At 66.2% G+C, this 20,905-nt stretch carries 28 protein-coding genes and 1 tRNA gene; 19 read left to right on the top strand and 10 right to left on the bottom strand.

Going from position 1 to position 20,905, the window contains the following annotated elements:
* Positions 1 to 10 precede the first annotated feature (10 nt).
* On the bottom strand, positions 11 to 1,042 hold the full coding sequence (gene pspF, locus SPYCA_RS11335) for a phage shock protein operon transcriptional activator (protein ID WP_120220484.1): 1,032 nt from the start codon (positions 1,040 to 1,042) through the stop codon (positions 11 to 13).
* On the opposite strand from pspF, the gene SPYCA_RS19060 reads away from it, so the two are divergent.
* The 10 genes from SPYCA_RS19060 to SPYCA_RS11290 all read left to right on the top strand — a co-directional run bounded on the left by SPYCA_RS19060 (position 1,020) and on the right by SPYCA_RS11290 (position 4,995).
* Positions 1,020 to 1,388: a hypothetical protein gene (locus SPYCA_RS19060; protein ID WP_146625129.1), complete on the top strand. Its 369-nt coding sequence runs from the start codon at positions 1,020 to 1,022 to the stop codon at positions 1,386 to 1,388. The genes pspF and SPYCA_RS19060 overlap by 23 nt on opposite strands.
* A 101-nt stretch (positions 1,389 to 1,489) precedes the next feature.
* Entirely contained in the window at positions 1,490 to 2,152 is a 663-nt protein-coding gene (pspA, locus tag SPYCA_RS11330; protein ID WP_120220482.1) for a phage shock protein PspA, read from the top strand.
* Positions 2,153 to 2,164: 12 nt separating this feature from the next.
* Entirely contained in the window at positions 2,165 to 2,440 is a 276-nt protein-coding gene (pspB, locus tag SPYCA_RS11325; RefSeq protein ID WP_011540524.1) for an envelope stress response membrane protein PspB, read from the top strand.
* Position 2,441: 1 nt separating this feature from the next.
* A complete protein-coding gene (gene pspC, locus SPYCA_RS11320; RefSeq protein WP_120220481.1) occupies positions 2,442 to 2,822 on the top strand; it encodes an envelope stress response membrane protein PspC in 381 nt (126 codons plus the stop codon).
* 47 nt (positions 2,823 to 2,869) lie between these two features.
* The gene (locus SPYCA_RS11315) at positions 2,870 to 3,169 is read left to right on the top strand and encodes a hypothetical protein (protein ID WP_120220479.1); all 300 of its coding nucleotides are present in this window, start codon (positions 2,870 to 2,872) and stop codon (positions 3,167 to 3,169) included.
* A gap of 11 nt (positions 3,170 to 3,180) precedes the next feature.
* Positions 3,181 to 3,498: a hypothetical protein gene (locus SPYCA_RS11310; RefSeq protein WP_120220477.1), complete on the top strand. Its 318-nt coding sequence runs from the start codon at positions 3,181 to 3,183 to the stop codon at positions 3,496 to 3,498.
* A 12-nt stretch (positions 3,499 to 3,510) separates the two neighbouring features.
* Complete coding sequence (locus SPYCA_RS11305; RefSeq protein ID WP_120220475.1) at positions 3,511 to 3,774, top strand: hypothetical protein; 264 nt, start codon at positions 3,511 to 3,513, stop codon at positions 3,772 to 3,774.
* Positions 3,775 to 3,807: 33 nt separating this feature from the next.
* Positions 3,808 to 4,065, top strand: a complete 258-nt coding sequence (locus tag SPYCA_RS11300; RefSeq protein WP_120220474.1) for a hypothetical protein — start codon at positions 3,808 to 3,810, stop codon at positions 4,063 to 4,065.
* A gap of 23 nt (positions 4,066 to 4,088) precedes the next feature.
* Positions 4,089 to 4,334: a hypothetical protein gene (locus SPYCA_RS11295; RefSeq protein ID WP_120220472.1), complete on the top strand. Its 246-nt coding sequence runs from the start codon at positions 4,089 to 4,091 to the stop codon at positions 4,332 to 4,334.
* Positions 4,335 to 4,584: 250 nt separating this feature from the next.
* Positions 4,585 to 4,995: a SufE family protein gene (locus SPYCA_RS11290; RefSeq protein ID WP_120220471.1), complete on the top strand. Its 411-nt coding sequence runs from the start codon at positions 4,585 to 4,587 to the stop codon at positions 4,993 to 4,995.
* Between the two features lie 4 nt (positions 4,996 to 4,999).
* On the opposite strand, the gene SPYCA_RS11285 is transcribed toward SPYCA_RS11290, so the two are convergent.
* The gene (locus tag SPYCA_RS11285) at positions 5,000 to 6,373 is read right to left on the bottom strand and encodes a M20/M25/M40 family metallo-hydrolase (protein WP_120220469.1); all 1,374 of its coding nucleotides are present in this window, start codon (positions 6,371 to 6,373) and stop codon (positions 5,000 to 5,002) included.
* A gap of 151 nt (positions 6,374 to 6,524) precedes the next feature.
* Between SPYCA_RS11285 and SPYCA_RS11280 the strand changes: the two genes are divergently transcribed.
* The 3 genes from SPYCA_RS11280 (at position 6,525) to SPYCA_RS11270 (ending at position 8,026) form a co-directional block, all read left to right on the top strand.
* Positions 6,525 to 7,427, top strand: coding sequence for an SPFH domain-containing protein (locus tag SPYCA_RS11280; protein WP_120220468.1), 903 nt, complete (start codon positions 6,525 to 6,527; stop codon positions 7,425 to 7,427).
* 109 nt (positions 7,428 to 7,536) lie between these two features.
* On the top strand, positions 7,537 to 7,746 hold the full coding sequence (locus SPYCA_RS11275; protein WP_120220466.1) for a toxin-antitoxin system HicB family antitoxin: 210 nt from the start codon (positions 7,537 to 7,539) through the stop codon (positions 7,744 to 7,746).
* Positions 7,747 to 7,783: 37 nt separating this feature from the next.
* Positions 7,784 to 8,026 carry a hypothetical protein gene (locus SPYCA_RS11270; protein ID WP_120222296.1) on the top strand — a complete coding sequence of 81 codons (243 nt, stop codon included), beginning with the start codon at positions 7,784 to 7,786 and terminating at the stop codon, positions 8,024 to 8,026.
* A 146-nt stretch (positions 8,027 to 8,172) separates the two neighbouring features.
* On the opposite strand, the gene SPYCA_RS11265 is transcribed toward SPYCA_RS11270, so the two are convergent.
* Entirely contained in the window at positions 8,173 to 9,705 is a 1,533-nt protein-coding gene (locus SPYCA_RS11265) for a class I adenylate-forming enzyme family protein (RefSeq protein ID WP_120220465.1), read from the bottom strand.
* 205 nt (positions 9,706 to 9,910) lie between these two features.
* Between SPYCA_RS11265 and SPYCA_RS11260 the strand changes: the two genes are divergently transcribed.
* Genes SPYCA_RS11260 through SPYCA_RS11250 form a run of 3 tightly spaced genes read left to right on the top strand, consistent with a single transcriptional unit; the run spans position 9,911 to position 12,882 of the window.
* Positions 9,911 to 11,449 carry an acyl-CoA synthetase gene (locus tag SPYCA_RS11260; RefSeq protein WP_120220463.1) on the top strand — a complete coding sequence of 513 codons (1,539 nt, stop codon included), beginning with the start codon at positions 9,911 to 9,913 and terminating at the stop codon, positions 11,447 to 11,449.
* 4 nt (positions 11,450 to 11,453) lie between these two features.
* Positions 11,454 to 12,065, top strand: a complete 612-nt coding sequence (locus SPYCA_RS11255; protein ID WP_120220461.1) for a 2-hydroxychromene-2-carboxylate isomerase — start codon at positions 11,454 to 11,456, stop codon at positions 12,063 to 12,065.
* Between the two features lie 13 nt (positions 12,066 to 12,078).
* On the top strand, positions 12,079 to 12,882 hold the full coding sequence (locus SPYCA_RS11250) for a crotonase/enoyl-CoA hydratase family protein (RefSeq protein WP_120220459.1): 804 nt from the start codon (positions 12,079 to 12,081) through the stop codon (positions 12,880 to 12,882).
* 194 nt (positions 12,883 to 13,076) lie between these two features.
* Here the strand turns inward: SPYCA_RS11250 and SPYCA_RS11245 are convergent, their stop codons facing one another.
* Genes SPYCA_RS11245 through SPYCA_RS11225 form a run of 5 tightly spaced genes read right to left on the bottom strand, consistent with a single transcriptional unit; the run spans position 13,077 to position 16,262 of the window.
* Positions 13,077 to 13,766, bottom strand: a complete 690-nt coding sequence (locus SPYCA_RS11245) for an ATP12 family chaperone protein (protein ID WP_120220458.1) — start codon at positions 13,764 to 13,766, stop codon at positions 13,077 to 13,079.
* Positions 13,763 to 13,999 carry a hypothetical protein gene (locus SPYCA_RS11240; RefSeq protein ID WP_120220456.1) on the bottom strand — a complete coding sequence of 79 codons (237 nt, stop codon included), beginning with the start codon at positions 13,997 to 13,999 and terminating at the stop codon, positions 13,763 to 13,765. The genes SPYCA_RS11245 and SPYCA_RS11240 overlap by 4 nt, the downstream gene beginning before the upstream one ends.
* Before the next feature lie 31 nt (positions 14,000 to 14,030).
* Entirely contained in the window at positions 14,031 to 15,245 is a 1,215-nt protein-coding gene (locus SPYCA_RS11235; protein ID WP_120220454.1) for an RluA family pseudouridine synthase, read from the bottom strand.
* Entirely contained in the window at positions 15,242 to 15,622 is a 381-nt protein-coding gene (gene crcB, locus SPYCA_RS11230; RefSeq protein ID WP_120220452.1) for a fluoride efflux transporter CrcB, read from the bottom strand. Before crcB ends, SPYCA_RS11235 begins: the two co-directional genes overlap by 4 nt.
* 58 nt (positions 15,623 to 15,680) lie before the next feature.
* On the bottom strand, positions 15,681 to 16,262 hold the full coding sequence (locus SPYCA_RS11225) for a thermonuclease family protein (protein WP_197715344.1): 582 nt from the start codon (positions 16,260 to 16,262) through the stop codon (positions 15,681 to 15,683).
* Positions 16,263 to 16,491: 229 nt separating this feature from the next.
* Here SPYCA_RS11225 and SPYCA_RS11220 point away from each other — a divergent pair, with 229 nt between their 5' ends.
* From SPYCA_RS11220 to SPYCA_RS11210, 3 genes are all read left to right on the top strand, one after another.
* Positions 16,492 to 17,529, top strand: a complete 1,038-nt coding sequence (locus SPYCA_RS11220; protein ID WP_120220450.1) for a winged helix DNA-binding protein — start codon at positions 16,492 to 16,494, stop codon at positions 17,527 to 17,529.
* A 78-nt stretch (positions 17,530 to 17,607) separates the two neighbouring features.
* Positions 17,608 to 18,579 carry a magnesium and cobalt transport protein CorA gene (locus SPYCA_RS11215; protein ID WP_120220449.1) on the top strand — a complete coding sequence of 324 codons (972 nt, stop codon included), beginning with the start codon at positions 17,608 to 17,610 and terminating at the stop codon, positions 18,577 to 18,579.
* Between the two features lie 60 nt (positions 18,580 to 18,639).
* Positions 18,640 to 18,715, top strand: a tRNA-Val gene (locus tag SPYCA_RS11210).
* A 33-nt stretch (positions 18,716 to 18,748) separates the two neighbouring features.
* On the opposite strand, the gene SPYCA_RS11205 is transcribed toward SPYCA_RS11210, so the two are convergent.
* Together SPYCA_RS11205 and SPYCA_RS11200 are read right to left on the bottom strand one after the other, a co-directional pair.
* Entirely contained in the window at positions 18,749 to 19,372 is a 624-nt protein-coding gene (locus SPYCA_RS11205; protein WP_120220447.1) for a glutathione S-transferase family protein, read from the bottom strand.
* A gap of 45 nt (positions 19,373 to 19,417) precedes the next feature.
* On the bottom strand, positions 19,418 to 20,842 hold the full coding sequence (locus SPYCA_RS11200) for a M20/M25/M40 family metallo-hydrolase (RefSeq protein WP_120220445.1): 1,425 nt from the start codon (positions 20,840 to 20,842) through the stop codon (positions 19,418 to 19,420).
* Positions 20,843 to 20,905: the final 63 nt, after the last annotated feature.

Genomic DNA, 20,905 nt, shown 5'->3' with positions numbered 1-20,905 from the left:
ATCGCGTCGTTCATTGATTCAGCCCGTGCTTTTTCAGCGCATGGCGAATCTGGTCATAACTGAGGCCGAGCGCCTCGGCCGCGACCTTCTGGTTATAGCGGCATCGCGCCATCGTGTCGGCGAGGATCGCCTTTTCATAGCTGTCCACCGCGGCGCGCAGGTCGTTGACCTGGCCCGGCGGCGGCGGCGCGGCGGCGGCGGGCGCGGCGGCGGTCCCGGACGCGGCGCCGCTGGCCGGCTCGGCCTTCGTCGACCGCGACGTGGGTTGCCAGGGGCTCGCGAAAGGGTCAAAGCTCAGCGCGTCGATCGGTTTCGTCGGGTCGCCCCAGCGATAGACGGCGCGCTCGATGACATTCCTGAGTTCGCGGACATTGCCCGGCCAGTCATATCCTTCCATCGCCGCGAGGGCGCGCGGGCCGAATCCCGGCCATTCGTCCCAGCCGACGACAGCCGCCATGCGCTGCCCGAAATAGGTCGCGAGCACTTCGATATCGCCCTCGCGCGCGCGCAGCGGGGGCAGGGTGATGACCTCGAACGACAGCCGGTCGAGCAGGTCGGCGCGGAACCGGTTGTCCTCGACCAGCGCCGGCAAATGCTCGTTGGTCGCCGCGACGATGCGCACATCGACGCGGATCGGGCGCGACGATCCGACGCGCGTGACCTCGCCATATTCGACCGCGCGCAGCAGGCGCTCCTGCGCCCCCATCGACATCGTCGCCAGCTCGTCGAGAAAGAGCGTGCCGCCGTCGGCTTCCTCGAACCGTCCCGCGCGGCTGCGGGTCGCGCCGGTGAAGGCGCCCGCCTCATGTCCGAACAACTCGCTCTCGATCAGCGTTTCGGGCATCGCGGCGCAGTTCATGATGACATAGGGGCGATCCCAGCGCGTCGACAGGCGATGCAGCCGCTCGGCGATCAGCTCCTTGCCCGTCCCGCGCTCGCCAATTACCAGCACCGGGCGGTCGAGCAGCGCCGCCTGGCTCGCGCGATCGACCGCGTCCTGAAAGGCGGCCGACTGGCCGATGAATTGCGTTTCGCGCTCCATTCCCAATCATTGGCAAATTTTCCCGCTGATTGGCAAGGCAAATCGGTTCGACAGGCGAATTGCGGATGAAGTTACGCGCTTTTCCGCCGCTTTCGGCAATTGGCACGCCTCCTGCAAAGATTTCTGCGAACCGGCGCATGACGCTCCGGTGCAGCAAAACAGGAAGGTTGATACGATGAAAACGAAGATTGCCCAGGCCGCTACTTTCGCGTTCAGCGCGGTGGGTGCGCTGGCCATCCTCGTCGGCGCGGTCGACTATCCTGCCACCGCCGCCAACGCCGCCGGCCTTCCCGTCGTCGGCCTGGTGGGTGCTGCTTCGACCCCGGCGGTCGGCCCGATGGCCTGACCGGCACTGGTGCCGGGGCACTCTCCCCCCTTGCCCCGCCCCGGCACCAGCATTTTTGAACCAGACAATCAGGTCTCAAGTTTTTCGACAGGAGTTTCCCAATGGGTATTTTTTCACGAACCCGCGACATCATCGCCGCCAACGTCACCGACCTGCTTGACCGGGCCGAAGACCCCGAAAAGATGATCCGCCAGATCATCTTCGAGATGAACGAAACGCTCGTCGAAGTCCGCGCCTCCGCCGCCCGCACCATCGCGGACCAGAAGGAGATGCGCCGCCACATCGCCAAGCTCGAAAGCCTGCAGGACAGCTGGAAGGAAAAGGCCGAACTCGCGCTGTCGAAGGACCGCGAAGATCTCGCCACCGCCGCGCTTGTCGAAAAGCAGAAGGCCGCAGACATGGCCGAACGCCTGAAAGCCGAGATCGCCGTCCTCGACGACGCGCTGACCGGCTATGAGGCCGACATCGCCAAGCTGCAGAAAAAGCTCTCCGAAGCGCGCGCGCGCCAGTCGAGCATCGTCAACCGCCTCGAAAGCGCCGAAAATCGCTATCGTCTTCGCGAAATGACCAACGGCGACCGGGTCGAAGACGCTTTCTCGCGCTTCGAAATCCTCGAACGCCGCGTCGACGAAGCCGAAGGGCGTGCCGATGCACTGGGTCTCGGCTACAAAAAGTCGCTCGACGAAGAGATTGCCGAGCTTCAGGCCGCCGACAAGGTCGCCGACGAGCTCGCCGCGCTGAAGGCCGCGCAGGGCAAGAAATAAGGAGCCGGACCGATGGAAGAAGTCATCATCGTCCCGATCGTCATCGGAACGCTCTTCCTCGGTCTGCCCTGGCTGATCCTCCACTATATCACCAAGTGGAAACAGGCCAAGACGCTGACCGGAGAAGACGAACAGCTGCTCGACGAACTTTACGATACGGCCAGACGGCTCGAGAACCGTCTTCATACCGTCGAACGCATCATCAGCGCCGACCATCCTGACTTCCGCCCCGCGGTTCGCAGCGATGAAGAGCTGGCGCAGCTTGAAAACATAAACCGGAGGAACTGAGATGTCTGCCAGCCGCACCAAATTCTATCTCGACAAGCAGAACGCCAAATGGAGCGGCGTGTGCGCGGGGATCGCGGACTATAGCGGGATCGACGTGCTCTGGGTCCGCGTCGGAGCGGTGCTGCTCACGTTGATGGGCGGCTTTCCCTGGACGCTGATCGCATACTGGATGGTCGCCTGGATGGGCACGCCCAAACCCTTCGCGCTCTACGGCTCGCAGGAAGAAGCCAGGTTCTGGCAGGGGGTGCGCAGCAACCCCGCGGCGTCCACCCGCGACATCAAGTCGCGCTTTCGCGACATCGACCGTCGGCTCGCCGACATTGAACTTTACTACACCAGCCATAATCGCCGCCTCGCCGAAGAAATCGACGCCCTTCGTTAATTCGGGGCGCTGAGCGGACGGGCTGACACGCAACAGGGAGAAGATAGATGAATTTCGGTGGTACCGGTTTCGTCCTTGCCATCATCGCGCTGTCGATCGGCGGCTGGATGTTCACCACCTGGATCCGCGCCAAGCATGGCTATCCGGTCGAGAATGAATGGGGCGGCACGGTTCATCGAACCGACCCCGACGCTGATCGAAAAATCAGGCTGTTGACCGACGACAATGCCAAGCTTGCCAGTCAGGTCAGCCGGCTGGAGGAACGGATCGCGGTGCTCGAAAGGATCGCGACCGAAGAGGGCGGCAAAGCGGCGCAGCTTGCCGACCAGATCGACCGCCTGCGCTGAGGGGAAAACAGATGAATCTGGATATTGTGAACGCCTTTGCTCCCGTCGCCGCGATCGTCGGCCTCGCCGGGGTGGCGGGCTGGGTTTACACCACCTGGCTGCGCGTCAAGAACGGCTATCCGCTCGAAAACAGCTGGGGCAAGGCAGTCTATCCGCGCACCAACGACGAAGCGATGGAGCGCATCAAGCTGATCAGTCAGGAAAATGCCCAGCTGCGCGCCGAACTCGGTTCGGTGAAGGATCGCCTCGCGGTCGTCGAGCGCATCGTCACCGACGAAAGCCACCGCGTCGCGGTCGAGATCGAGGCGCTGCGGCGCCCCGCGAACTGAGGAGATAGGCAGATGGAAACGATCCTCATCCTGTTCATCGTCGTCGGCCTGCCGGTCACGCTCGGTATCGGCTACGCCGCCTATGAACGCCACCTCAAGTTCAAGGAACGCGCCTTTCAGGCGATCAGCAGCGAAACCGCCGAAAAGGCCGCGCAATATGCGGCGCACACCGAACGGCTCGAACAACGTGTCCGCGTGCTCGAACGGATCGTGACCGACAAGGGTGTCGATGTCGCCGACGAGATCGAAAAGCTGCGCGACGCCCCGCTCAACTGATAACAATAAGCGAGACTGGAAAGGAACCTCCCCATGGGCCCGTTTGAAATGGTCGTCGGCATCGTCCTCATCGTGACGATCGGCAGCATCATCCGCGCCAAGCACGGCATCCGCCGCGACCGCCACGGCAACGACTATGTCGCCAATGACGCCGAGACCAGGGCGTTGCAGGCCGAGATACGCGCGCTCAAGGAGCGCATCCAGGTGCTCGAACGCATCGCCACCGACAATAATCGCGCCGTCGCGCTCGACGAGGAAATCGAGAAGCTGCGCGACAGCAGCAAGATCTGAACGCCGGTAAAGGAGCAACGCTCATGGCTTTCATCACTCCCGACCTCACCACCGCGGCCATCGCCCTCGCCGGGCTCACCATCGTCAGCCTCGTCGCGCTGCGCGGCTGGCGCGACTGGATCCAGCTGAAGCGCGAGGAACTCGCCGCGGGCCACGCCCCGCTGGCGCACGATCCCACCGTGCCGCACGCCGGATCGCGGATCGAAATCGCCGACCTCAAGGAACGGCTGCGCAAGCTGGAAGCGATCGCGGCGGGGGTCGATCTGTAAGGCTCCGCCGTGTCTTTTCTTCGTCACGCTGAACTTGTTTGGCGTTTATCCCGGTCGCATCCGTCGGCGTCATTGCGTAGCGCCCGGACGATGGCTGGAGATTGCTTCGTCGCTGCGCTCCTCGCAATGACGAGTTGAGGTCTCCTTATGGTAAGAGGATAATCGCCAAACAAGTTCGGCATGACGGTTAGTGGGGACGAAAGGGCAAATCCCTTCCACCGCGCCACAAAATCTGCCACTGCCCGCGCCCATGCGCAGCCTCTCCGACATTTTCGACGAATATGACTTTCTCGACGGCGACGATCGCTATCGCCTGCTGATCGAACTCGGCCGCGAGCTGGAGCCGATGCCCGATGCATTGAAGACCGACGCGACGCTGGTGCGCGGATGCAGCGCAAGCGTCTGGGTCTATCCGGTGCCGCGGGACGATGGCCGCCTGCATTTCCTCGCCGACAGCAACGCCGCGATCACCAAGGGCATCGTCGCGCTCGTCCTCGCCGCGGTGCAGGACCGGCCCGCCGCCGAGGTCGCCGGCATGGACATCGCCGCCGCGCTCGCGCCCTTCGACCTGACGCGCCAACTCTCGTCGAACCGCACGCAGGGCGTGCCGAACATGATCGCGCTGGTTCAGGACACCGCCCGCCGCCTCGCCGCGGGCTGATCCATCACTTCGACAGGTCGCGCAGCAGGCTGTCCCAATGCGCGAGCGCCGGTGCGATGGCGGCGACGGGCACGCGCTCGTTGAGCCCATGCGCAAAGCTGTCGCTCGCTTTCGAGAACAGCCCCGCGACGCCATAGCTCGGCACGCCGTTCATGCGGAAATGATAGCTGTCGGTCGCGCCCGCGCTCATCGACGGGATGATCGGCAGGCCCGGCGCGCGCGCATGGACCGCTTTCCTCACCGCGGCCATCACGTCGGGGCGCAGCGGCGAGGCGTCGCTCGCGCTGGCGTCGGGGTCGGGCAGCACCTTGACCGCGGGGTCGGCGATGACGCGCTCCAGCTCCGCGCGCACCGCCTCGACCGCGACACCGGGAAAGATGCGGCAGTTGATGTTCGCGGTCGCGCGCTGCGGCAGCGCATTTTCGGCATGACCGCCCTTCACCAGCGTCGGCACGCAGGTGGTGCCGATCTGGCCCACATATTCGGGATCGGCGCGGATCGCCGCGATCGCCTTTGCGTCGGTCGGATCGGCGGCAAAGGCCTTCAGCGCCGCGCCGATCTCGCCGGCGACCTGGTCGGCGACGATCGGCAGGCCGATACGGGTCAATTCGTTGATCTGCGGCTGAAAGCGATAGGCGCCGATTTTGGCGAGCGCATTGGCGAGCTGGACGATCGCGTTGACGTCCGACGGGCGCGAGCTGTGACCCCCGGCATTGGTGACCTCCAGCGTGAAGTCGGCATAAGTCTTCTCGCCCGCTTGCAGGCTGTAATATCGCGGCGTGCCATCCTCGCCGACCAGCCCGCCGCCGCCGTCGCCGTTGAGCGCGAATTCGGCGTCCTTATATTTGGCGGCGAGCGCGCGCGTCGTCGCCATCTCGGTCTCTTCGTCGCCGGTGAGCAGCAGGATGATCGACCGCTTGGGCCGGAACTCCTCGCGCTTCAGCTGCGCCATCGCCGCGACCATCATCGCAATGTCGAACTTGTTGTCCTCCGACCCGCGCCCGAAAATATAACCATCCTCCTCGACCGGCACGAAGGGGTCGCGCGTCCAGTCCCTCGGGTCGGCCTCGACGACGTCCATATGGCCGAGCAGCAGGATCGGTTTCTTGTCGGTCGTGCCGCGCAGCGTGACGGCCAGCGTCGCCGTCTCGCCCATCGGGGTGATATCGATATCGGCGTCGGCATAGCCCGCGGCCTTCAGCACCCCGGCATAATAGGCCGCCAGCTCGGGCACCTTGCCGCGACCCTTCACCGTCGGGATCGCGATGCTGTCCTTCAATATCTGCTTGGCGGCCGCGGGATCGGCGGGTTTGGCTTGGGCGGGCGCGGCGGCGACGAGCGCGGCGGCGAGGGCGAGCGGCAGGGACAGGTTGCGCATGAAAATCAGTTAAGCGGCTTCGCCGACGGGCGGCAAGGGCCAAAGTTCTTGCCGCGCCGGACCGGATCGCCAACCTGCCGCCGAATCGGCTTGACCGGCGCTCGTTTCGATATAAATATGATATCATCTTTATGTCGACTCGGAGGGTTTTATGGTCGAGAGTGGGGCACCCGCGCTGAATCGCAGCCGCGAAACGCGCGCCAATACGCAAAGCGGCTATTTGATGCTGTTCATATGGCTGGTGCTGCTGGGCGTCGCCGCCTGGGCGGCGATCACCAACGCCAACGCCGATGTGATGAGCGCGTGGAAATGGATCGTCGCGGCCACCGCAGCGGTGATCGGCACGCTCATCCTCTGCGGCTTTTACCTCATCAACCCCAATGAAGCCGCGGCGATCCAGCTGTTCGGCGCCTATAAGGGCACCGACCGGCAGGAGGGGCTGCGCTGGGTGCTGCCCTGGCTGACGCGCAAGAAGATCGCGGTGCGCGCGAACAATGTCATTTCGGACAAGATCAAGGTCAACGACCTGCGCGGCAACCCGATCGAGATGGCGGCGCAGGTCGTGTGGCGCGTCACCGACACCGCGCAGGCGCTGTTCGACGTCGACGATTACAAGGAGTTTGTGATGGCGCAGATCGAGGCCGCGGTGCGCTCGATCGGCTCGCGCTACCCCTATGACGACATCGAGCATCAGGAGGTCACGCTGCGCGGTAACCATGAAGAGGTCGGCGCCGAACTGCGCAAGGCGCTGATCGAGCGGCTCACCGTCGCGGGCATCACCGTCGACGAATGCGGTCTCACCCACCTCGCCTATGCGCCCGAGATTGCGGGGGCGATGCTCCGCCGCCAGCAGGCCGAGGCGGTGATCGCCGCGCGCAAGAAGCTGGTTGAGGGCGCGGTGACGATGGTTGAAATGGCGCTCCAGCACCTGTCGGACAAAAAGGTCGTCGACCTCGACGACGAGCGCAAGGCGGCGATGGTGTCGAACCTGATGGTCGTGCTGTGCGGCGAACGCGATACGCAGCCCGTCGTCAACGCCGGCTCGCTTTACTGACGCAAGAATCCCGTTCGTGCCGAGCGACGTCGAGACACCCATCATAGGCACACGACCGCCCGGCATCTCGACGTCGCTCGATGCGAACGGGAAGTGAGGTTCCTTCATAATGCCCGGTTCTGCCAAAAAAGCCTTTGCCCTTCGCCTCGATCCCGCGCTCTACGCCGCGGTCGAGCGGATGGCGGCGGCCGAGCTGCGCAGCGCCAATGCCGAGATCGAGGTGCTGCTGCGCGAAGCGCTCGCGCGCCGCGGTGTGCCGGTGAAACCGCCCACGCCGCCGCGCCGTGGCCGCCCGCCGAAGACCGATGCGCAGGACTGATCCGGCGATTGCGCGCAATCACAAAAGGAGTTTCGACATGCTGCACCTGTTTCTGGACAACCGCCCCTGGTTCCGCGCGAAGCGGCGCGGTTATGGCACCGGCCTGCCGATCGCGTGGCAGGGCTGGGCGATGCTGGCGGCGCATATCGCGCTCATCACCGGCGTTGCGCTGTTGCTGCGCGCGCAACCCGTCGCGCTGACCCTTGCCGTCATCCTCGCGGGGCTGGCGCCCCTGCCGCTCTATCGCGCGCGAACCGAAGGCGGCTGGCGCTGGCGTTGAGATGACGGCTTTGGGGTGGGGGTCGGGCGTCGAGCGCGACCAATAGCCTTGGACACCCTCACCCAACCCTCTCCCAAGGGGAGAGGGCTTTTTATGGCCGCTTCCGCCCGAAACCGGCCGCAACCTCGACCGGCCCGCTCCTTCAGCTACCCGCTATGCGCGTCGCGCAGTTCGCGTTTCAGCACCTTGCCGATGGGACTGCGCGGCAGTTCGTCGACTTGCCTGATCGCGCTGAGCCGCTGCGTCTTGCCGACCTTGGCGTTGCAGGTCTCGCGCACGCTTTCGGCATCGGCGCCGGGTTTCAGCACGACGAAGGCGACCGGGGTTTCGCCCCATTCCTCGCTCGGCATCCCGACAACCGCCGCCTCGACGACGCGCTCGTCGGCGAGCAGGATCGCCTCAAGGTCGCTCGGAAAGATGTTGAACCCGCCCGAAATGATCATGTCCTTCGCGCGGTCCATCAGCGTCAGAAACCCGTCCTCGTCGATGCGGCCGATGTCGCCGTGGCGATAGAAGAGATTTCCCTCGCTGTCGTACCAGTGCATCGCCTTCGTCGCTTCGGGGCGGTTGTTGTATCCGGTCATCATCGCGGGGCTGCGGCCGACGATCTCGCCCACCGACCCTGGCGGCAGTTCCTTGCCCTCCTCGTCGATCACCTTGGCAATATGGCCGGGCGCGGGCTTGCCGACGGTGTGCAGCTTGTCGGGAAATTGATGCGCTTCGAGGATGAATGCGGCGCCGCCCTCGGTCATGCCATAGATTTCGACGAGGCCGCCCGGCCAGCGTTTCAGCACATCGGCCTTGAGCGCGGCGGGGAAGGGCGCCGAGGTGCAGTATTTCATCACAAAGCTCGACAGGTCGAAGCGGTCGAAATCGTCGAGCGCCATGATGCGGCGATATTGCACCGGCACGAGCATGCAGTTGGTCGCGCGCTCGCGCTGCGCGAGTTCGAGGAAAGCGCGCGCGTCAAACTTTTTCATCAGCACGACCCGCCCGCCCGACCCGACCGTCGGCATGAAGCTCGCCATCGTCGTGTTCGAATAGAGCGGGGTCGACAGGATCGTCACCGCGTTCGGGCCATAGGCAGGGGCGCCGCGCTGGATATGCTGCCAGCGCATCGCATGGCTGTGAATAATGCCCTTGGGCGTGCCCGTCGTGCCCGACGAATAGATGATATTGAACCCGTCGTCGGGGCCGATCGCGACGGGGTGCGGCGCGGCGGCTGCGGGGGCGATCCAGTCGGCCAGCGGCGTCCCCGCGTCGCTGCCGTCCATCGCGATCACCTCGCTTGCGGCGATGTCCTGCCCTTTAAGGCTCGCCTGCGCCGCGGCGTCGAGGAAAAGGTGACGCGCGCCGGTGTCGGCGATCATCGCCGCCATCTGTTCGCCCGTCGCGCTGTTGGTGATCAACCCCGCTACTCCGCCCGCGCGCAGCGTGCCGAGGATGATCGCCATCTGCTCGACGCTGTTCAGGCCCGCAATCGCTGTGCGGTCGCCTTTGACGAATCCATCCTGCTGCAACCGCGCGGCGATTCGGTCGGTCAATTGATCCAGTTCGGACCAGCTGAGCCGCCGCTCGGCATCGGCCGCCGCTACGGCATCGGGGCGTTCCGCGGCATGGGCGCGGACAAGGTCGGGCAGGGTGGCGAAGTCGCCGTCAAGCATCTCGATACTGGTCATGGCCCAAGCGTTAGCACAGCCGAAAGGCGGTGCAATGCCGCCGCCTTTCACGCGCCTGGCCGGGAGTGCGGCGGGAACTGCCCTGCGATCGAGGCGCGCCGGCGTATCGCAACCTGTCACGCCTTGCAGCTTGCTTGACCAAAAGTTTCAGCTTGCTACTCATCTTCGACATAAAGAAACGAACGATTCCCGGAGATGATGCCCGATGCACCCCTCAGTCCACGCGCGTAGCAATCCCGACAAGGCCGCGATCATCGTCGCGGAGACGGGCGAGGCGATCAGCTATGGCGAACTCGACGCCGCGTCGAACCGCGCCGCGCAACTGTTCCGCGCGCATGGGCTGGGGCACGAGGATGTCGTCGCCTTCATGCTCGACAACACGCCGCATTATTATGGCCTGACCTGGGGGGCGCAGCGCGCGGGGCTGCGTTACGTCTGCATCTCGTCGCGGCTGACGCAGGACGAAACCGACTATATCCTGGACAATTCGGGCGCGCGGATCCTGATCGTTTCGGCCAGTCTCGCGGACGCCGCGCAGCGGCTGACGACCGACATCAAGCGCTTCGCGATGGGCGGCGATATCCCCGGCTATGAAAGCTGGGAGGACGCCGTTGCCGCGATGCCCGCGACGCGGGTGGCGGACGAGCGCGCGGGGGTCGACATGCTCTATTCGTCGGGCACCACCGGGCGGCCCAAGGGCGTGCGCGTGCCGCTGCCCGACGATCCCGCCATCGACGCCGTGAACAGCCTCGTCATGCTCGCCTCGGCGGTGTTTCAGATCAATGCGGACAGCATCTATCTGTCGCCCGCGCCGCTCTATCATGCCGCGCCGCTGCGCTGGTCGATGACGATCCACCGGCTCGGCGGCACCGTCGTCCTGATGAAGAAGTTCGATCCCGAAGCGGCGCTCGCGCATATCGAAAAATATCGGGTCAACAGCAGCCAGTGGGTGCCGACGCATTTCGTGCGGATGCTGAAATTGCCGGACGAGGTGCGGCGCCGCTACGACACCTCGTCATTGAAGGTCGCGATCCACGCCGCGGCGCCGTGCCCGGTGCCGGTCAAACAGGCGATGATCGACTGGTGGGGGCCGGTCCTGTATGAATATTACGCCGGGTCCGAAGGCAATGGCATGACCTTCATCTCCAGCGCCGACTGGCTGACGCACAAGGGCAGCGTCGGGCGACCGATCCTCGGCACGGTGCATATCATGGGCGAGGACAATGAAACCGAGCTTGGCCCGAACGAGGAAGGCACGGTCTTTTTCGAGAGCGACAATGTCTTTGAATATCATGGCGACGACGAAAAAACCGCGTCGAGCCGCAATTCAAAGGGCTGGTCGACGCTCGGCGACGTCGGGCGGCTCGACGAGGAGGGCTTTCTCTACCTCACCGACCGCAAGAGCTTCATGATCATTTCGGGCGGCGTGAACATCTATCCGCAGGAAATCGAGAATCATCTCGTCACCCATCCCAAGGTCGCCGACGTCGCCGTGGTCGGCGGCCCGCACGAGGAAATGGGCGAAGAGGTGATCGCGGTCGTCCAGCCCGCCGACATGGCCGAGGCAGACGACGCGCTGCGCGACGAACTCATCGCCTATGCGCGCGAAAAATTGTCGGGGGTGAAGATTCCGCGCCGCATCGACTTCCTCGAATCCTTGCCGCGCCACGACACCGGCAAGCTCTACAAGCGCCTGCTGCGCGACCGATATTGGGGGAAGGAAAAGGCTGGGGCGGAGGCTTGATCCGATGACCGCCGCGCGCGTCGAGTTTTTCTTCGACCTTTCCTCGCCCTGGACCTGCCTCGCGTTCCACAATCTGCCCGGCGTCCTCGAACGCACGGGCGCGAGCGCGGTGTACCGCCCGATCCTCGTCGGCGGCGTGTTCAATGCGGTCAATCCGGCCGTCTATGCGGCGCGCGAGCAGGTGGACAACCGGCGGCTCCAGCATGGCTGGAAGGTGCTGAAGGACTGGGCGCGGCTCGCCGGGGTGCCGATGAACTTTCCGTCGCAGTGGCATCCGGCGAAGAGCATCGCCGCGATGCGCTTCTGCTGCGCGCTCGAGGCGGATCAGGCCGCGCTCGTGCGGTTCGCGCGCGGCGCCTTTGCGAGCTATTTCGATCGGCAGGAAAATCTCGACGACCCCGCGGTGCTCGCGGCTCTCGCCGATGCCGAGGGGCTGGACGGCGCTGCGCTTGCCGCCGCGGCGGGCAGCGATGCGGTGAAGGCGCGGCTGCGCGCGAACACCGATGAACTCATCGCGCGCGGCGGCTATGGTTCGCCGACGATCTTCGTCGACAGCGACGATATGTATTTCGGCAACGACCAGCTTCCGCTCGTCGAAGCCGCCTTGAAACGTTGAAAAGGACGCTCGCGTGAAAGACCGGATTTCGATCACCATGCTGGAGGGCGGCATCGCCGACGTCCGGCTGATCCGTGCCGACAAGATGAACGCGCTCGACGCGGCGATGTGGGAAGCGCTGGCGCAAGCTATCGACCAGCTCAAGGCCACGGCGGGCCTGCGTGTCGTCGTCCTGTCGGGCGAAGGCCGCGCCTTTTGCGCCGGGCTCGACCTGTCGAGCCTTGGCGGCGATCGCGATCCGGGGGCGAGCAGCGCGGGCGGCAACCTGTCCGACCGCACGCGGGGCATCGCCAACAACGCCCAATATGCCGCGTGGGGCTGGCGCGAACTGCCGGTGCCGGTGATCGCCGCGGTGCATGGCGTCGCCTTTGGCGCGGGCAGCCAGATCATGGCCGCCGCCGACATCCGCATCGTCCACCCCGACACGCGCATCGCGATCATGGAGATGCGCTGGGGGCTCGTCCCCGACGTCGCGGGCATGGCGCTGTGGCGCACACAGGTCGCCGACGATGTGCTGCGCGAGCTGATCTACACCAACCGCGAATTCACCGGGTCGGAGGCGAAGCTGCTCGGCTTTGCGACGCATGTGTCCGACGATCCGCTCGCCCGGGCGATGGAGCTGGCCGAAGTCATTGCCGACAAGAACCCCCATGCGATCCGCGGCGCCAAGCGGCTGTGCAACATGCTGGGCCATGCAAGCGATGCCGAGATATTGCAGGCCGAAAGCGACGAGCAGGTCAAGGTCATCCGCACCCCGAACCAGATCGAGGCGGTGATGGCGCACATGCAGAAGCGCAGGCCGAATTTTGTGGATTGATTGATTTCGTCATTGCGAGGAGCCGAAGGCGACGCGGCAATCCCCAGCTGTCCGCCCTATGCGAGGTCGAGGGCTGGAGATTGTTTCGCTTCGCTCGCAATGACGGTGGTTTAGAGCAAATTGCGCGAAATCTGAATCATCCGTCTCCCCTCGTCTTCGCTCGGGGAGGCGGTGCAGATTTATGACACGGTGGATTAAAGCAACCTGAAAAACCGCGCCGCATTGTCCCAGTCGCGTCGCTTCGCCGCGCGCGCCTTTTGCGCTTCATCGTCGGCGCCCCAGCGGCGTTCCTGATACAGCTCGTCGAGGCTGACCGCGCGCCACAGGGCGTCGGCGTCGAACGCGTTTTCGAGCAACGCAAGACCCGCGACGAGCGAGCCGCCGATCGTCACCAGCGGGGTCAGCGCGGTGATCCGCCAAGCGTCCTGCGCGAGCACGGCATCCTGCAACCTCGCGACGGTTGCGGCGGGCTGGTCGACCGGCAGCACGCCCTGCGCCAGCGCAAATTCGACGCCATAGCGATCCTCGGCCCACGTCAGCAGCGGGTTCCACGCGGCGGCCTGTTCGGCCTGCAACGCCGCGTCGCGTGCGTCGCGGTAACAAAGCAGGTCGGTCGTCGCATAGGCCGCGACCGGCGCCGCAAAAGCCGCGACATCGGGCGCCGCCAGGTCGATCGCGGCATTGGTCAGCCCGGTCATCGGCATCGCGACGGGGTCGACCGTCTCGCCCACCGCGCGCCATTCGTCGGCGATCGCGTCGGCGAGCGCGGCGCTCGCCACCGCCAGCGGCGCGCGCTGCGGCGTGCGCACCGGGCGTCCGTCGAGCGCGATGCCCCAACCGTCGCCCTCGGGGACGACGGCGACCGTTTTCCAGAAGCGTTTCACGAGCCTTTGGGCGAGCGCCAGCGGCGCGCCAGCAATAGTGGCATCACCGCGAAATCAAACGCGCCGACCAGCACGATCGCTGCGCCGATCCAGCGATCGGTCGGCTGCCCCGCGAGCGAAAGGCCGCCGCTGATGAGGATGAAACCGATCGCGATGAAGGCGACGCCCATCAGGCGCATGATCGTCAGCGCGAAAAAGCGTTTTTTGGCGAGAGCATCGTCGTTCGGGGTCATGCGCCCTCCCTATCGCCGCCGGGGTGGGGCATCAACTGCGCGCGCGCGGCCGCGTGGAGCGCGGCGACGGCTTTTTCGCGGCGGACTTGCCTGTCTTCGCCGTCCTTTTCGCCTTGGCCTTGGGCTTCGGTTTGCCGACATGGTCGGTCGGCTTGCTCGTCGCTGTGCGCCCGCGCCGTTCGCCGCGCCGCGCCTTGCGGATCTGCTTGGCATGCGCCTTCGCCGCTGCCTTTTCGACGGCCTTTTTGGGTGGTCCCTTGGCGACATCGTCGATCCCGACCTCGCCGAGCAGCGGGTCGAAGCCGAGCGCGTCGAGGCTCGCGGAGAAATGTTCGGGCGCCTCGGCGCTCACGTCGATCGCGCCGCCGTCGGGATGGTCGATGCGCAGCCGACGGCTGTGCAGGTGCAGCTTGCGGCTGATCGTCCCGGTCAGGAAAGCGCCCTTGCCGCCATATTTGCCGTCGCCGACGATCGGGTGGCCGATCGCCGCCATATGGACGCGTAGCTGGTGGGTGCGTCCGGTCAGCGGCTGCAATTCGACCCAGGCGGCGCGATTGCCCGCGCGGTCGATGACCCGGTAGCGCGTCTTCGAGGCCAGCCCGCTGTCGTGGACGTGCATCTTCTCGCCGCCCGACCCCGGCTGCTTGGCGAGCGGCAGGTCGATCTCGCCCTGCGCGATGTCGGGCACGCCGACGACGATCGCCCAATAGGTTTTTTTCGCGCTGCGGTTCGAAAAGCTCTTGGCGAACCAGGCCGCGGCGCGCGGTGTGCGCGCCACCAGCAGCGCGCCCGACGTATCCTTGTCGAGCCGGTGGACCAGCTTGGGGCGCACCGGCGCGTCATATTTGAGCGCGTCGAGCAATCCGTCGACATGGTGCTCGGTCTTCGTGCCCCCCTGCGTTGCGAGGCCGGGCAGCTTGTTGAGCACGATGGCGCTCGCGTCGCGGTGGATCAGCATCGATTCGGCGAGCGCGACGTCGGCGTCGGTCAGTGGGCGGCCCTTGCGCGCCGGGCGCGCCTCGGCCTCGACGGGCGGGACCGGCATCACGAGCTTTTGCCCTGCCGCGATCCTGTCCGACACATCGGCTTTCCTGCCGTCGAGCATGAGCTGCCCCGATCGTGCCCAGCGTGCGAGCAGCGCGTGCGGCGTTCCCGGCCGATGGCGCTTGAACCAGCGGTCGAGCCGGATGCCGTCGTCCTCTTCGCCGACGATCGCGCTGTCGAGGCTGGCTGCGCGCGCGCTCATGCCGGAAGCTGCCGAACGGCGATGATGCCCGCGCCGCAGGCGAGCAGCGCGCCGATGACCGACGCCAGCACGTAAAAGGCCGCCTGCCCGGTGTGTCCGCGCTCGAAAAGCAGCCAGAACTCCATGCTGAAGGACGAAAAGGTGGTGAACCCGCCCAATATGCCGACCCCGACGAACAGCCGCGCCGTCTCGCCGCCCGCACCGCTGCGCGCAAGGAGGCCGATCAGCAGCCCCATGGCGAGGCTGCCGACGATATTGACCGACAGCGTCCACCAAGGAAAGCCGGGGCCAAGCCGCGCGAGCATCGCCTGGCCGACCAGATGGCGGGCGCCGGCGCCGATCGCGCCGCCGATCATGACGGGAAACAGGCTGTTCATGGCGCTCGCCCTAGCCCGAATCGACGGCGAGGCAAAGGTGGCATTGCCATGCCCCGGATCATGCGTCGGGCGATGCGGCGGCGGTGGCGGGCTGCTCCTGTGCGGCGCGCCAGTCGGCGGGCGCGGTAAAGCCGCCCTGCCAGATGCCGCGCCGCGCGGCTTCGGCGCCCGCCTCTTCGCCGCGATATTCCGTGTCGCTTGCCACTGCCCAGCCCTGGCGGACCATTTCGGCGCCCAGGTCGACGCCTTTCGGAAAGGGAGCGGTCCGACAGCTTGCGAGCGTGCGGTCATAGCGGTCCTTGGCCGTCAGCGTGCAATGCAGCGGCCCGCGACCCGCAAGCCGCTCGAGCGCTTGCCGCGCTTCGCGTCCGCACGGCCAGGGGACGCCGACGCGTGTGCAAAGCTGCCGATATTCGACCGCGTCGATCCCCGTCAGCCGGATCGTCACACGCGCCCCGTCGAGCCGGACGATCAGGCTGTCGCCGTCGATCACCTGCACCAGCGGCACCGATTGGGCAGGCAGCGGTCGCGTGAACCAGGCGGCGAACGCCAGCCCCGCCAGCAGCAGCGCCGCCCCGGCCGCGCGAAGCCGCTTGCGCCAGACCCGTCGGGAAAGAGGAGAGAGATGCCGCATCATCATCGTCTCGACTGATCGCGGCGCGGCGACCTGGCAAGCCCTAATAAGCGGTTGACGATGAGAACAAAACATGTCCAGAATGGAGCTATCCGGCCAGCCGACGTTCGCGCTGTCCGGCCCGATCCGCGCTTTGGTCCGGTTTGGCGGCGAACAGGAGCGAACAAAATGCGAATCTCACCAAAATGACGGCAGGATCACGTCAGGGTGGAGTGGTGATACAGGGGGTGACGTCATGATGGACCATGGAGTGCAGCCTTGGTTCGGCCCGTCGGACGAGGGGGCCGCTTATGGTGAGGCGTTTCCGGCGGCGATGACGGACGGGACGATCCCGCGCGGCATCGCATCGCCGATGCTGCTCGTCGGGCCGCCGGGCGACTGGATCGGGCAGGCGTCGCGCGCCGAGGTGCGCCTCGCGGGCACGCTCGCGCCGTCGCGCGCTGCGGCCTATATCCGCCAGGTCGCGATGCTCGACATCGTCTGGCTCGCGGCGGCGGAAACGATCGAATCCGCGACCTTTGCCGAAATCTGTGCGGCGATCGTGCCGCGCGGCTGCACGCTCGTCTGCGAAACCAGCCTGGCCGCGCTCGATCGGGTGGCGGCGGCGATCCCGGCCTCGATCGATACGCAACTGCTCGTCGATGCCGACCCGGCCGACAAGCTGGTGGCGCTCGCGGCCGCGCGGCGCACGCGCTTCGCCGAATTCAACGACGTGGCGCGCGACGATGCGATGGAACGCATCGACCGGCTGCAGGAAGAGGTGGCGCGCATCGCGCGGATGCTGGGCGACCTTGCCGCGCAGCAGGGCGGGTTGCCCGGCGCCCCCAAGGGCTTCGCGTCGCGCGGCGGCGACGTCGGCGATCTTGTCGGGCAACTCCGCTCGCCCGCGCGCGATTTTGCTGCCATGCCGCGCAGTTTTATGCCCGAGGAGCGGATGCTCGACCGTCAGCGCGCCAAGCAGGTGCGGCGGATGCTGCGCCAGCGGCGGATGCGCGAACATTATTTCCCCGCCGACCTGTTCGCCGACCCGGCGTGGGACATGCTGCTCGACCTTTATGCCGCACGGCTCGAACGCCAGCCGGTGTCGGTGTCGAGCCTCTGCATCGCCGCCGCGGTGCCGGCGACCACCGCGCTGCGCTGGATCAAGACGATGACCGACGCCGGACTATTCCTGCGCGAACAGGATCCGCACGACGGTCGCCGCATCTTCATCGCGCTGGCCGAGGGCGCTTATGATGCGCTTTCGCGTTATTTCGAGGCACTCGACGAATAGGCCGGATGGGACCATGCCGTCGGGGATTCCCCTCGGCCGCGGCAGCGCTTATGGTCGGATCGAGGAGGACCGCCGCCGATGCCGATCATGGCCGCCCGTGCCTATCACGAAGGCAAGCTTGTGCGCGACCTTGGCCCGCAGGAGATGGTGCCCGAGGATTGCGATCCGGGCGATTTTTTCTGGCTCGGGCTTTACGCGCCGACCCCTGATGAGCTGGCGGGCATCGCACGGCGGTTCGGCCTTCATCCGCTCGCGGTCGAAGACGCACTGAAGGCGAACCAGCTGCCGAAGGTCGAGGTTTACGGCGACCAGCTTTTCGTCGTCGCGCGCACCGCCACGCTCGACGGCGACGCCATCCATGCGGGCGAAACCGCCCTCTTCCTTGGCCCGCATTTTCTGGTGAGCGTTCGCCACGGCTCGGCGCGCGCGCACACCGACGTGCGCACCCGGCTCGAAAGCCTGCCTGCCAAGCTCGCGCACGGTCCCGATTATGTCCTCTATGCCGTGCTCGATTTCATCGTCGACGGCTATTTTCCGGTGATCGACGCGATCGAGGATCGGATGCTGGCGGTCGAGGATCGCGTGATGGACACGCCGCTCAGCGCCGCGGACATTCGCCATCTTTACAAGCAAAGGCACGAAATCATCCGTTTCCAGCGACTCGTCGGGATGATGAAGGAAGTCGCCGCGCGGCTCGCCAATGGCGACGAACTGCCCGCGATCGACCCTGTCGTGCGTCCCTTTTATCGCGATGTGTGGGATCATGTGCAGCGCGCCGAATATCGCCTTGCGGGGCTGCGCGACATTGCGGTGTCGGTGATCGAAACCAACGGGATGCTCGAACAGCAGCGCCAGGGCGCGATCACGCGCCAGCTCGCCGCCTGGGCCGCCATCCTCGCGGTGCCGACCGCGATCGCCGGCATCTACGGGATGAACTTCGACCATATGCCCGAACTGCGCTGGCGCTTCGGTTATCCGCTGGTCGTCGGCGCGATGGCGGCGATCTGCTCCGCGCTTTATTGGCGGTTCAAACGCATCGGCTGGCTTTGACCCGCCGACGCGCGGCTTGCCAGCCGCGGCGCCTTGTGGCAGGGGCGCGCTTCCCTTCGGGGGCGCTTAGCTCAGTTGGTAGAGCATCTCGTTTACACCGAGAGGGTCGGCGGTTCGAGCCCGTCAGCGCCCACCATTCCTCCCTTCGGGCCCGGCTGCTCGCTCATCGCTATCCGTCGATCGTGTCGCCCGACAGCGGCGTCGCGCGCATCGACGCGCGCGTGGCGAATCCGTCGAACCAGTCGCTGAGGCGCGGGTGGGCACGAAAGGAGGGGAGGCCGCGAAACTCGAGCCAGTCGAGCGTGGTCGCGAGCGCGATCTGCCCGACATGGACCGGCGCGCCGAAATCCATTTCGCGTTCGAGCCACGCAAAGCTCGCTTCCAGCTTGGCGACATAACCATCGCTCAGCGCGGGAAAGCGCAGCGCTTCGGGGCGCCGCTCATTTTCCCAGCGGATCGCGATTCCCGCATCGGCCAGTCCTTGCGCAAGCGCCTCCAGCCGCAGCGCCTGCCAGCGCGCTTCGGATACGGCGGGGATCAGCGGCGGCCCGTCGTGGAGCGTGTCGAGATAGGCGCAGATGACGGTTGAATCGAAGAGTGCGGGCAGGCCGGGGCGCAGCAGCACCGGCACCTTGCCGAGCGGATTGTGCGCGAATACCTCGTCGTTGCGCAGCATCGGGCTCGTTTCATGGTGGATGACGGCGATGTCGGCGACGACGCGGGCTTCGTGCGCAAAGACCAGCGCCTTGCGGGCGAAGGGCGAGTGCGTCTGATACAGGAGCGTGGCGATCATGGCTTGGGTCTTTCTGTCAGGGCATGGAAGGCGGGCGGTGGCCGGTCACGACTGTTGGATCGCCGCGGCGCGGAGGATGGCGGCGAGCGCCGCGGTGACGCCAATGGCCATGGGAATATCCAGAAACTCATCGGGACCGTGCGCATTCGATTGCGGGCCGAGCACCCCCGTCACCACGAACTGCGCCGCGGGGAAGCGCGTGCCGAGCATGGTCAGGAAGGGGATACCGCCGCCGCCGCCCCACGCGGCGCTTGGGCGACCGAAGGCGAGCGTCGATGCTTCGCCGAGCGCGCGCTCCAGCCATTCGGCGGTCGGCGGGGCATGCCAGCCGGGCGAGGTGAAGGCGATGTCGAATCGCACGTCGCAGCCATAAGGCGGGTCGGCTTCGAGCAGCCGCTTGAGCGCGGTGCCCGCCGCTTCGGGGTCGAGCGTCGGCGGCAGGCGGAGGCTGAGCCGCAGCGCGGTCGCTGGCAGCATAACCGATGCGGCGTCGCGAACCGCCGGAAGCCCGTCGGCGCCAAGCACCGCGAGCTGCGCGCGCCAGGCGCGCTGGAGCAACAGCGCCGCGACATCGTCCGACACGGGCTGCGCGCCCGGCACGAAGGGCATGGCGTCGTAGACCGCGCGGCCAAGGGCACCGGCGGCTGCGTCGGCTTCCGCGCGTCGCGCGGCCGGGACGTCGGCGATGAACTCGGGCGCGATGACGCATCCCGTCGCCGGATCCTCGATCCGAGCAAGCAGATGCGTCGCGATGCGAAAGCTCGACGGCACGATCCCCGACGCCTCGCCCGAGTGGATCGCCGCCTGCAGCACCCGGACGTTGAGCGTCCCCGCCACCTGCCCCCGCAGCGACGAGGTGGTCCAGAACTGGTCATAGTCGCCACACATGGAATCGAGCGCGACAACGAGCGACGGAGAACCCAACCGGTCGGCGAGAAGGTCGAAATAGAAGGGCAGATCCTCGCTGCTCGATTCCTCGCACGCCTCGATCAGCAACAGGCAGCGCGGGCGGGGCAGATGCTGCTCGTTGAGCGCCAGGATCGCGAGGATCGCACTGAACATCGCATAACCGTCGTCGGCGCCGCCGCGGCCATAAAGACGGTCGCCTTCCAGCACCGGCGTCCACGCCGACCGGCCTTCGCTCCAGCCTTCCATTTCGGGTTGTTTGTCGAGATGGCCGTAGAGGATGACGGGCGCCGTGTTGTCGCCCGTTCCTGGAATGTCGATGAACAGCAGCGGCGTACGCCCCTGCAATTCGTGGAGTTCGACTGCGGTGCCGTTGATTGTGGCGAGATGTTCCCTTGCCCAGTCCGCGAACATCTCGGCTGCGGCGCGCATATGTCCCTTTGCCGCCCAATCAGGGTCGAAGGCGGGCGAAACGCAGGGAATCGCAATATATTCGGTGAGCGTCGGCATGACGTCCCGGTCCCATTTTTCCCTGATATATTGTTTCAGTCGGTCGTGCTGCATCGTGGCTCCCTTTCGATCCTGCGGCCAGGATAGGCGGGCTGCGCGCGGGCAGGCCGCGAACTT

Origin of the sequence: Sphingopyxis sp. FD7 (genome assembly GCF_003609835.1) — a bacterium.
Lineage (GTDB): Bacteria > Pseudomonadota > Alphaproteobacteria > Sphingomonadales > Sphingomonadaceae > Sphingopyxis.
Note: the sequence above shows the minus strand (reverse complement) of the source record. Positions and strands in the feature narration are given on the sequence as shown.

Coding starts and splice junctions, on each gene's coding strand:
- SPYCA_RS11295 (WP_120220472.1), top strand. CDS start 4,089: ATGGCTTTCATCACTCCCGACCTCACCACCGCGGCCATCGCCCTCGCC.
- SPYCA_RS11300 (WP_120220474.1), top strand. CDS start 3,808: ATGGGCCCGTTTGAAATGGTCGTCGGCATCGTCCTCATCGTGACGATC.
- SPYCA_RS11205 (WP_120220447.1), bottom strand. CDS start 19,372: ATGATCGCCACGCTCCTGTATCAGACGCACTCGCCCTTCGCCCGCAAG.
- SPYCA_RS11305 (WP_120220475.1), top strand. CDS start 3,511: ATGGAAACGATCCTCATCCTGTTCATCGTCGTCGGCCTGCCGGTCACG.
- SPYCA_RS11240 (WP_120220456.1), bottom strand. CDS start 13,999: ATGACCCCGAACGACGATGCTCTCGCCAAAAAACGCTTTTTCGCGCTG.
- SPYCA_RS11260 (WP_120220463.1), top strand. CDS start 9,911: ATGCACCCCTCAGTCCACGCGCGTAGCAATCCCGACAAGGCCGCGATC.
- SPYCA_RS11315 (WP_120220479.1), top strand. CDS start 2,870: ATGAATTTCGGTGGTACCGGTTTCGTCCTTGCCATCATCGCGCTGTCG.
- SPYCA_RS11310 (WP_120220477.1), top strand. CDS start 3,181: ATGAATCTGGATATTGTGAACGCCTTTGCTCCCGTCGCCGCGATCGTC.
- SPYCA_RS11255 (WP_120220461.1), top strand. CDS start 11,454: ATGACCGCCGCGCGCGTCGAGTTTTTCTTCGACCTTTCCTCGCCCTGG.
- pspC (WP_120220481.1), top strand. CDS start 2,442: ATGTCTGCCAGCCGCACCAAATTCTATCTCGACAAGCAGAACGCCAAA.
- crcB (WP_120220452.1), bottom strand. CDS start 15,622: ATGAACAGCCTGTTTCCCGTCATGATCGGCGGCGCGATCGGCGCCGGC.
- SPYCA_RS11285 (WP_120220469.1), bottom strand. CDS start 6,373: ATGCGCAACCTGTCCCTGCCGCTCGCCCTCGCCGCCGCGCTCGTCGCC.
- SPYCA_RS11290 (WP_120220471.1), top strand. CDS start 4,585: ATGCGCAGCCTCTCCGACATTTTCGACGAATATGACTTTCTCGACGGC.
- SPYCA_RS11220 (WP_120220450.1), top strand. CDS start 16,492: ATGATGGACCATGGAGTGCAGCCTTGGTTCGGCCCGTCGGACGAGGGG.
- pspB (WP_011540524.1), top strand. CDS start 2,165: ATGGAAGAAGTCATCATCGTCCCGATCGTCATCGGAACGCTCTTCCTC.
- pspA (WP_120220482.1), top strand. CDS start 1,490: ATGGGTATTTTTTCACGAACCCGCGACATCATCGCCGCCAACGTCACC.
- SPYCA_RS11215 (WP_120220449.1), top strand. CDS start 17,608: ATGCCGATCATGGCCGCCCGTGCCTATCACGAAGGCAAGCTTGTGCGC.
- pspF (WP_120220484.1), bottom strand. CDS start 1,042: ATGGAGCGCGAAACGCAATTCATCGGCCAGTCGGCCGCCTTTCAGGAC.
- SPYCA_RS11270 (WP_120222296.1), top strand. CDS start 7,784: ATGCTGCACCTGTTTCTGGACAACCGCCCCTGGTTCCGCGCGAAGCGG.
- SPYCA_RS11275 (WP_120220466.1), top strand. CDS start 7,537: ATGCCCGGTTCTGCCAAAAAAGCCTTTGCCCTTCGCCTCGATCCCGCG.
- SPYCA_RS19060 (WP_146625129.1), top strand. CDS start 1,020: ATGAATTGCGTTTCGCGCTCCATTCCCAATCATTGGCAAATTTTCCCG.
- SPYCA_RS11235 (WP_120220454.1), bottom strand. CDS start 15,245: ATGAGCGCGCGCGCAGCCAGCCTCGACAGCGCGATCGTCGGCGAAGAG.
- SPYCA_RS11200 (WP_120220445.1), bottom strand. CDS start 20,842: ATGCAGCACGACCGACTGAAACAATATATCAGGGAAAAATGGGACCGG.
- SPYCA_RS11280 (WP_120220468.1), top strand. CDS start 6,525: ATGGTCGAGAGTGGGGCACCCGCGCTGAATCGCAGCCGCGAAACGCGC.
- SPYCA_RS11265 (WP_120220465.1), bottom strand. CDS start 9,705: ATGACCAGTATCGAGATGCTTGACGGCGACTTCGCCACCCTGCCCGAC.
- SPYCA_RS11225 (WP_197715344.1), bottom strand. CDS start 16,262: ATGATGATGCGGCATCTCTCTCCTCTTTCCCGACGGGTCTGGCGCAAG.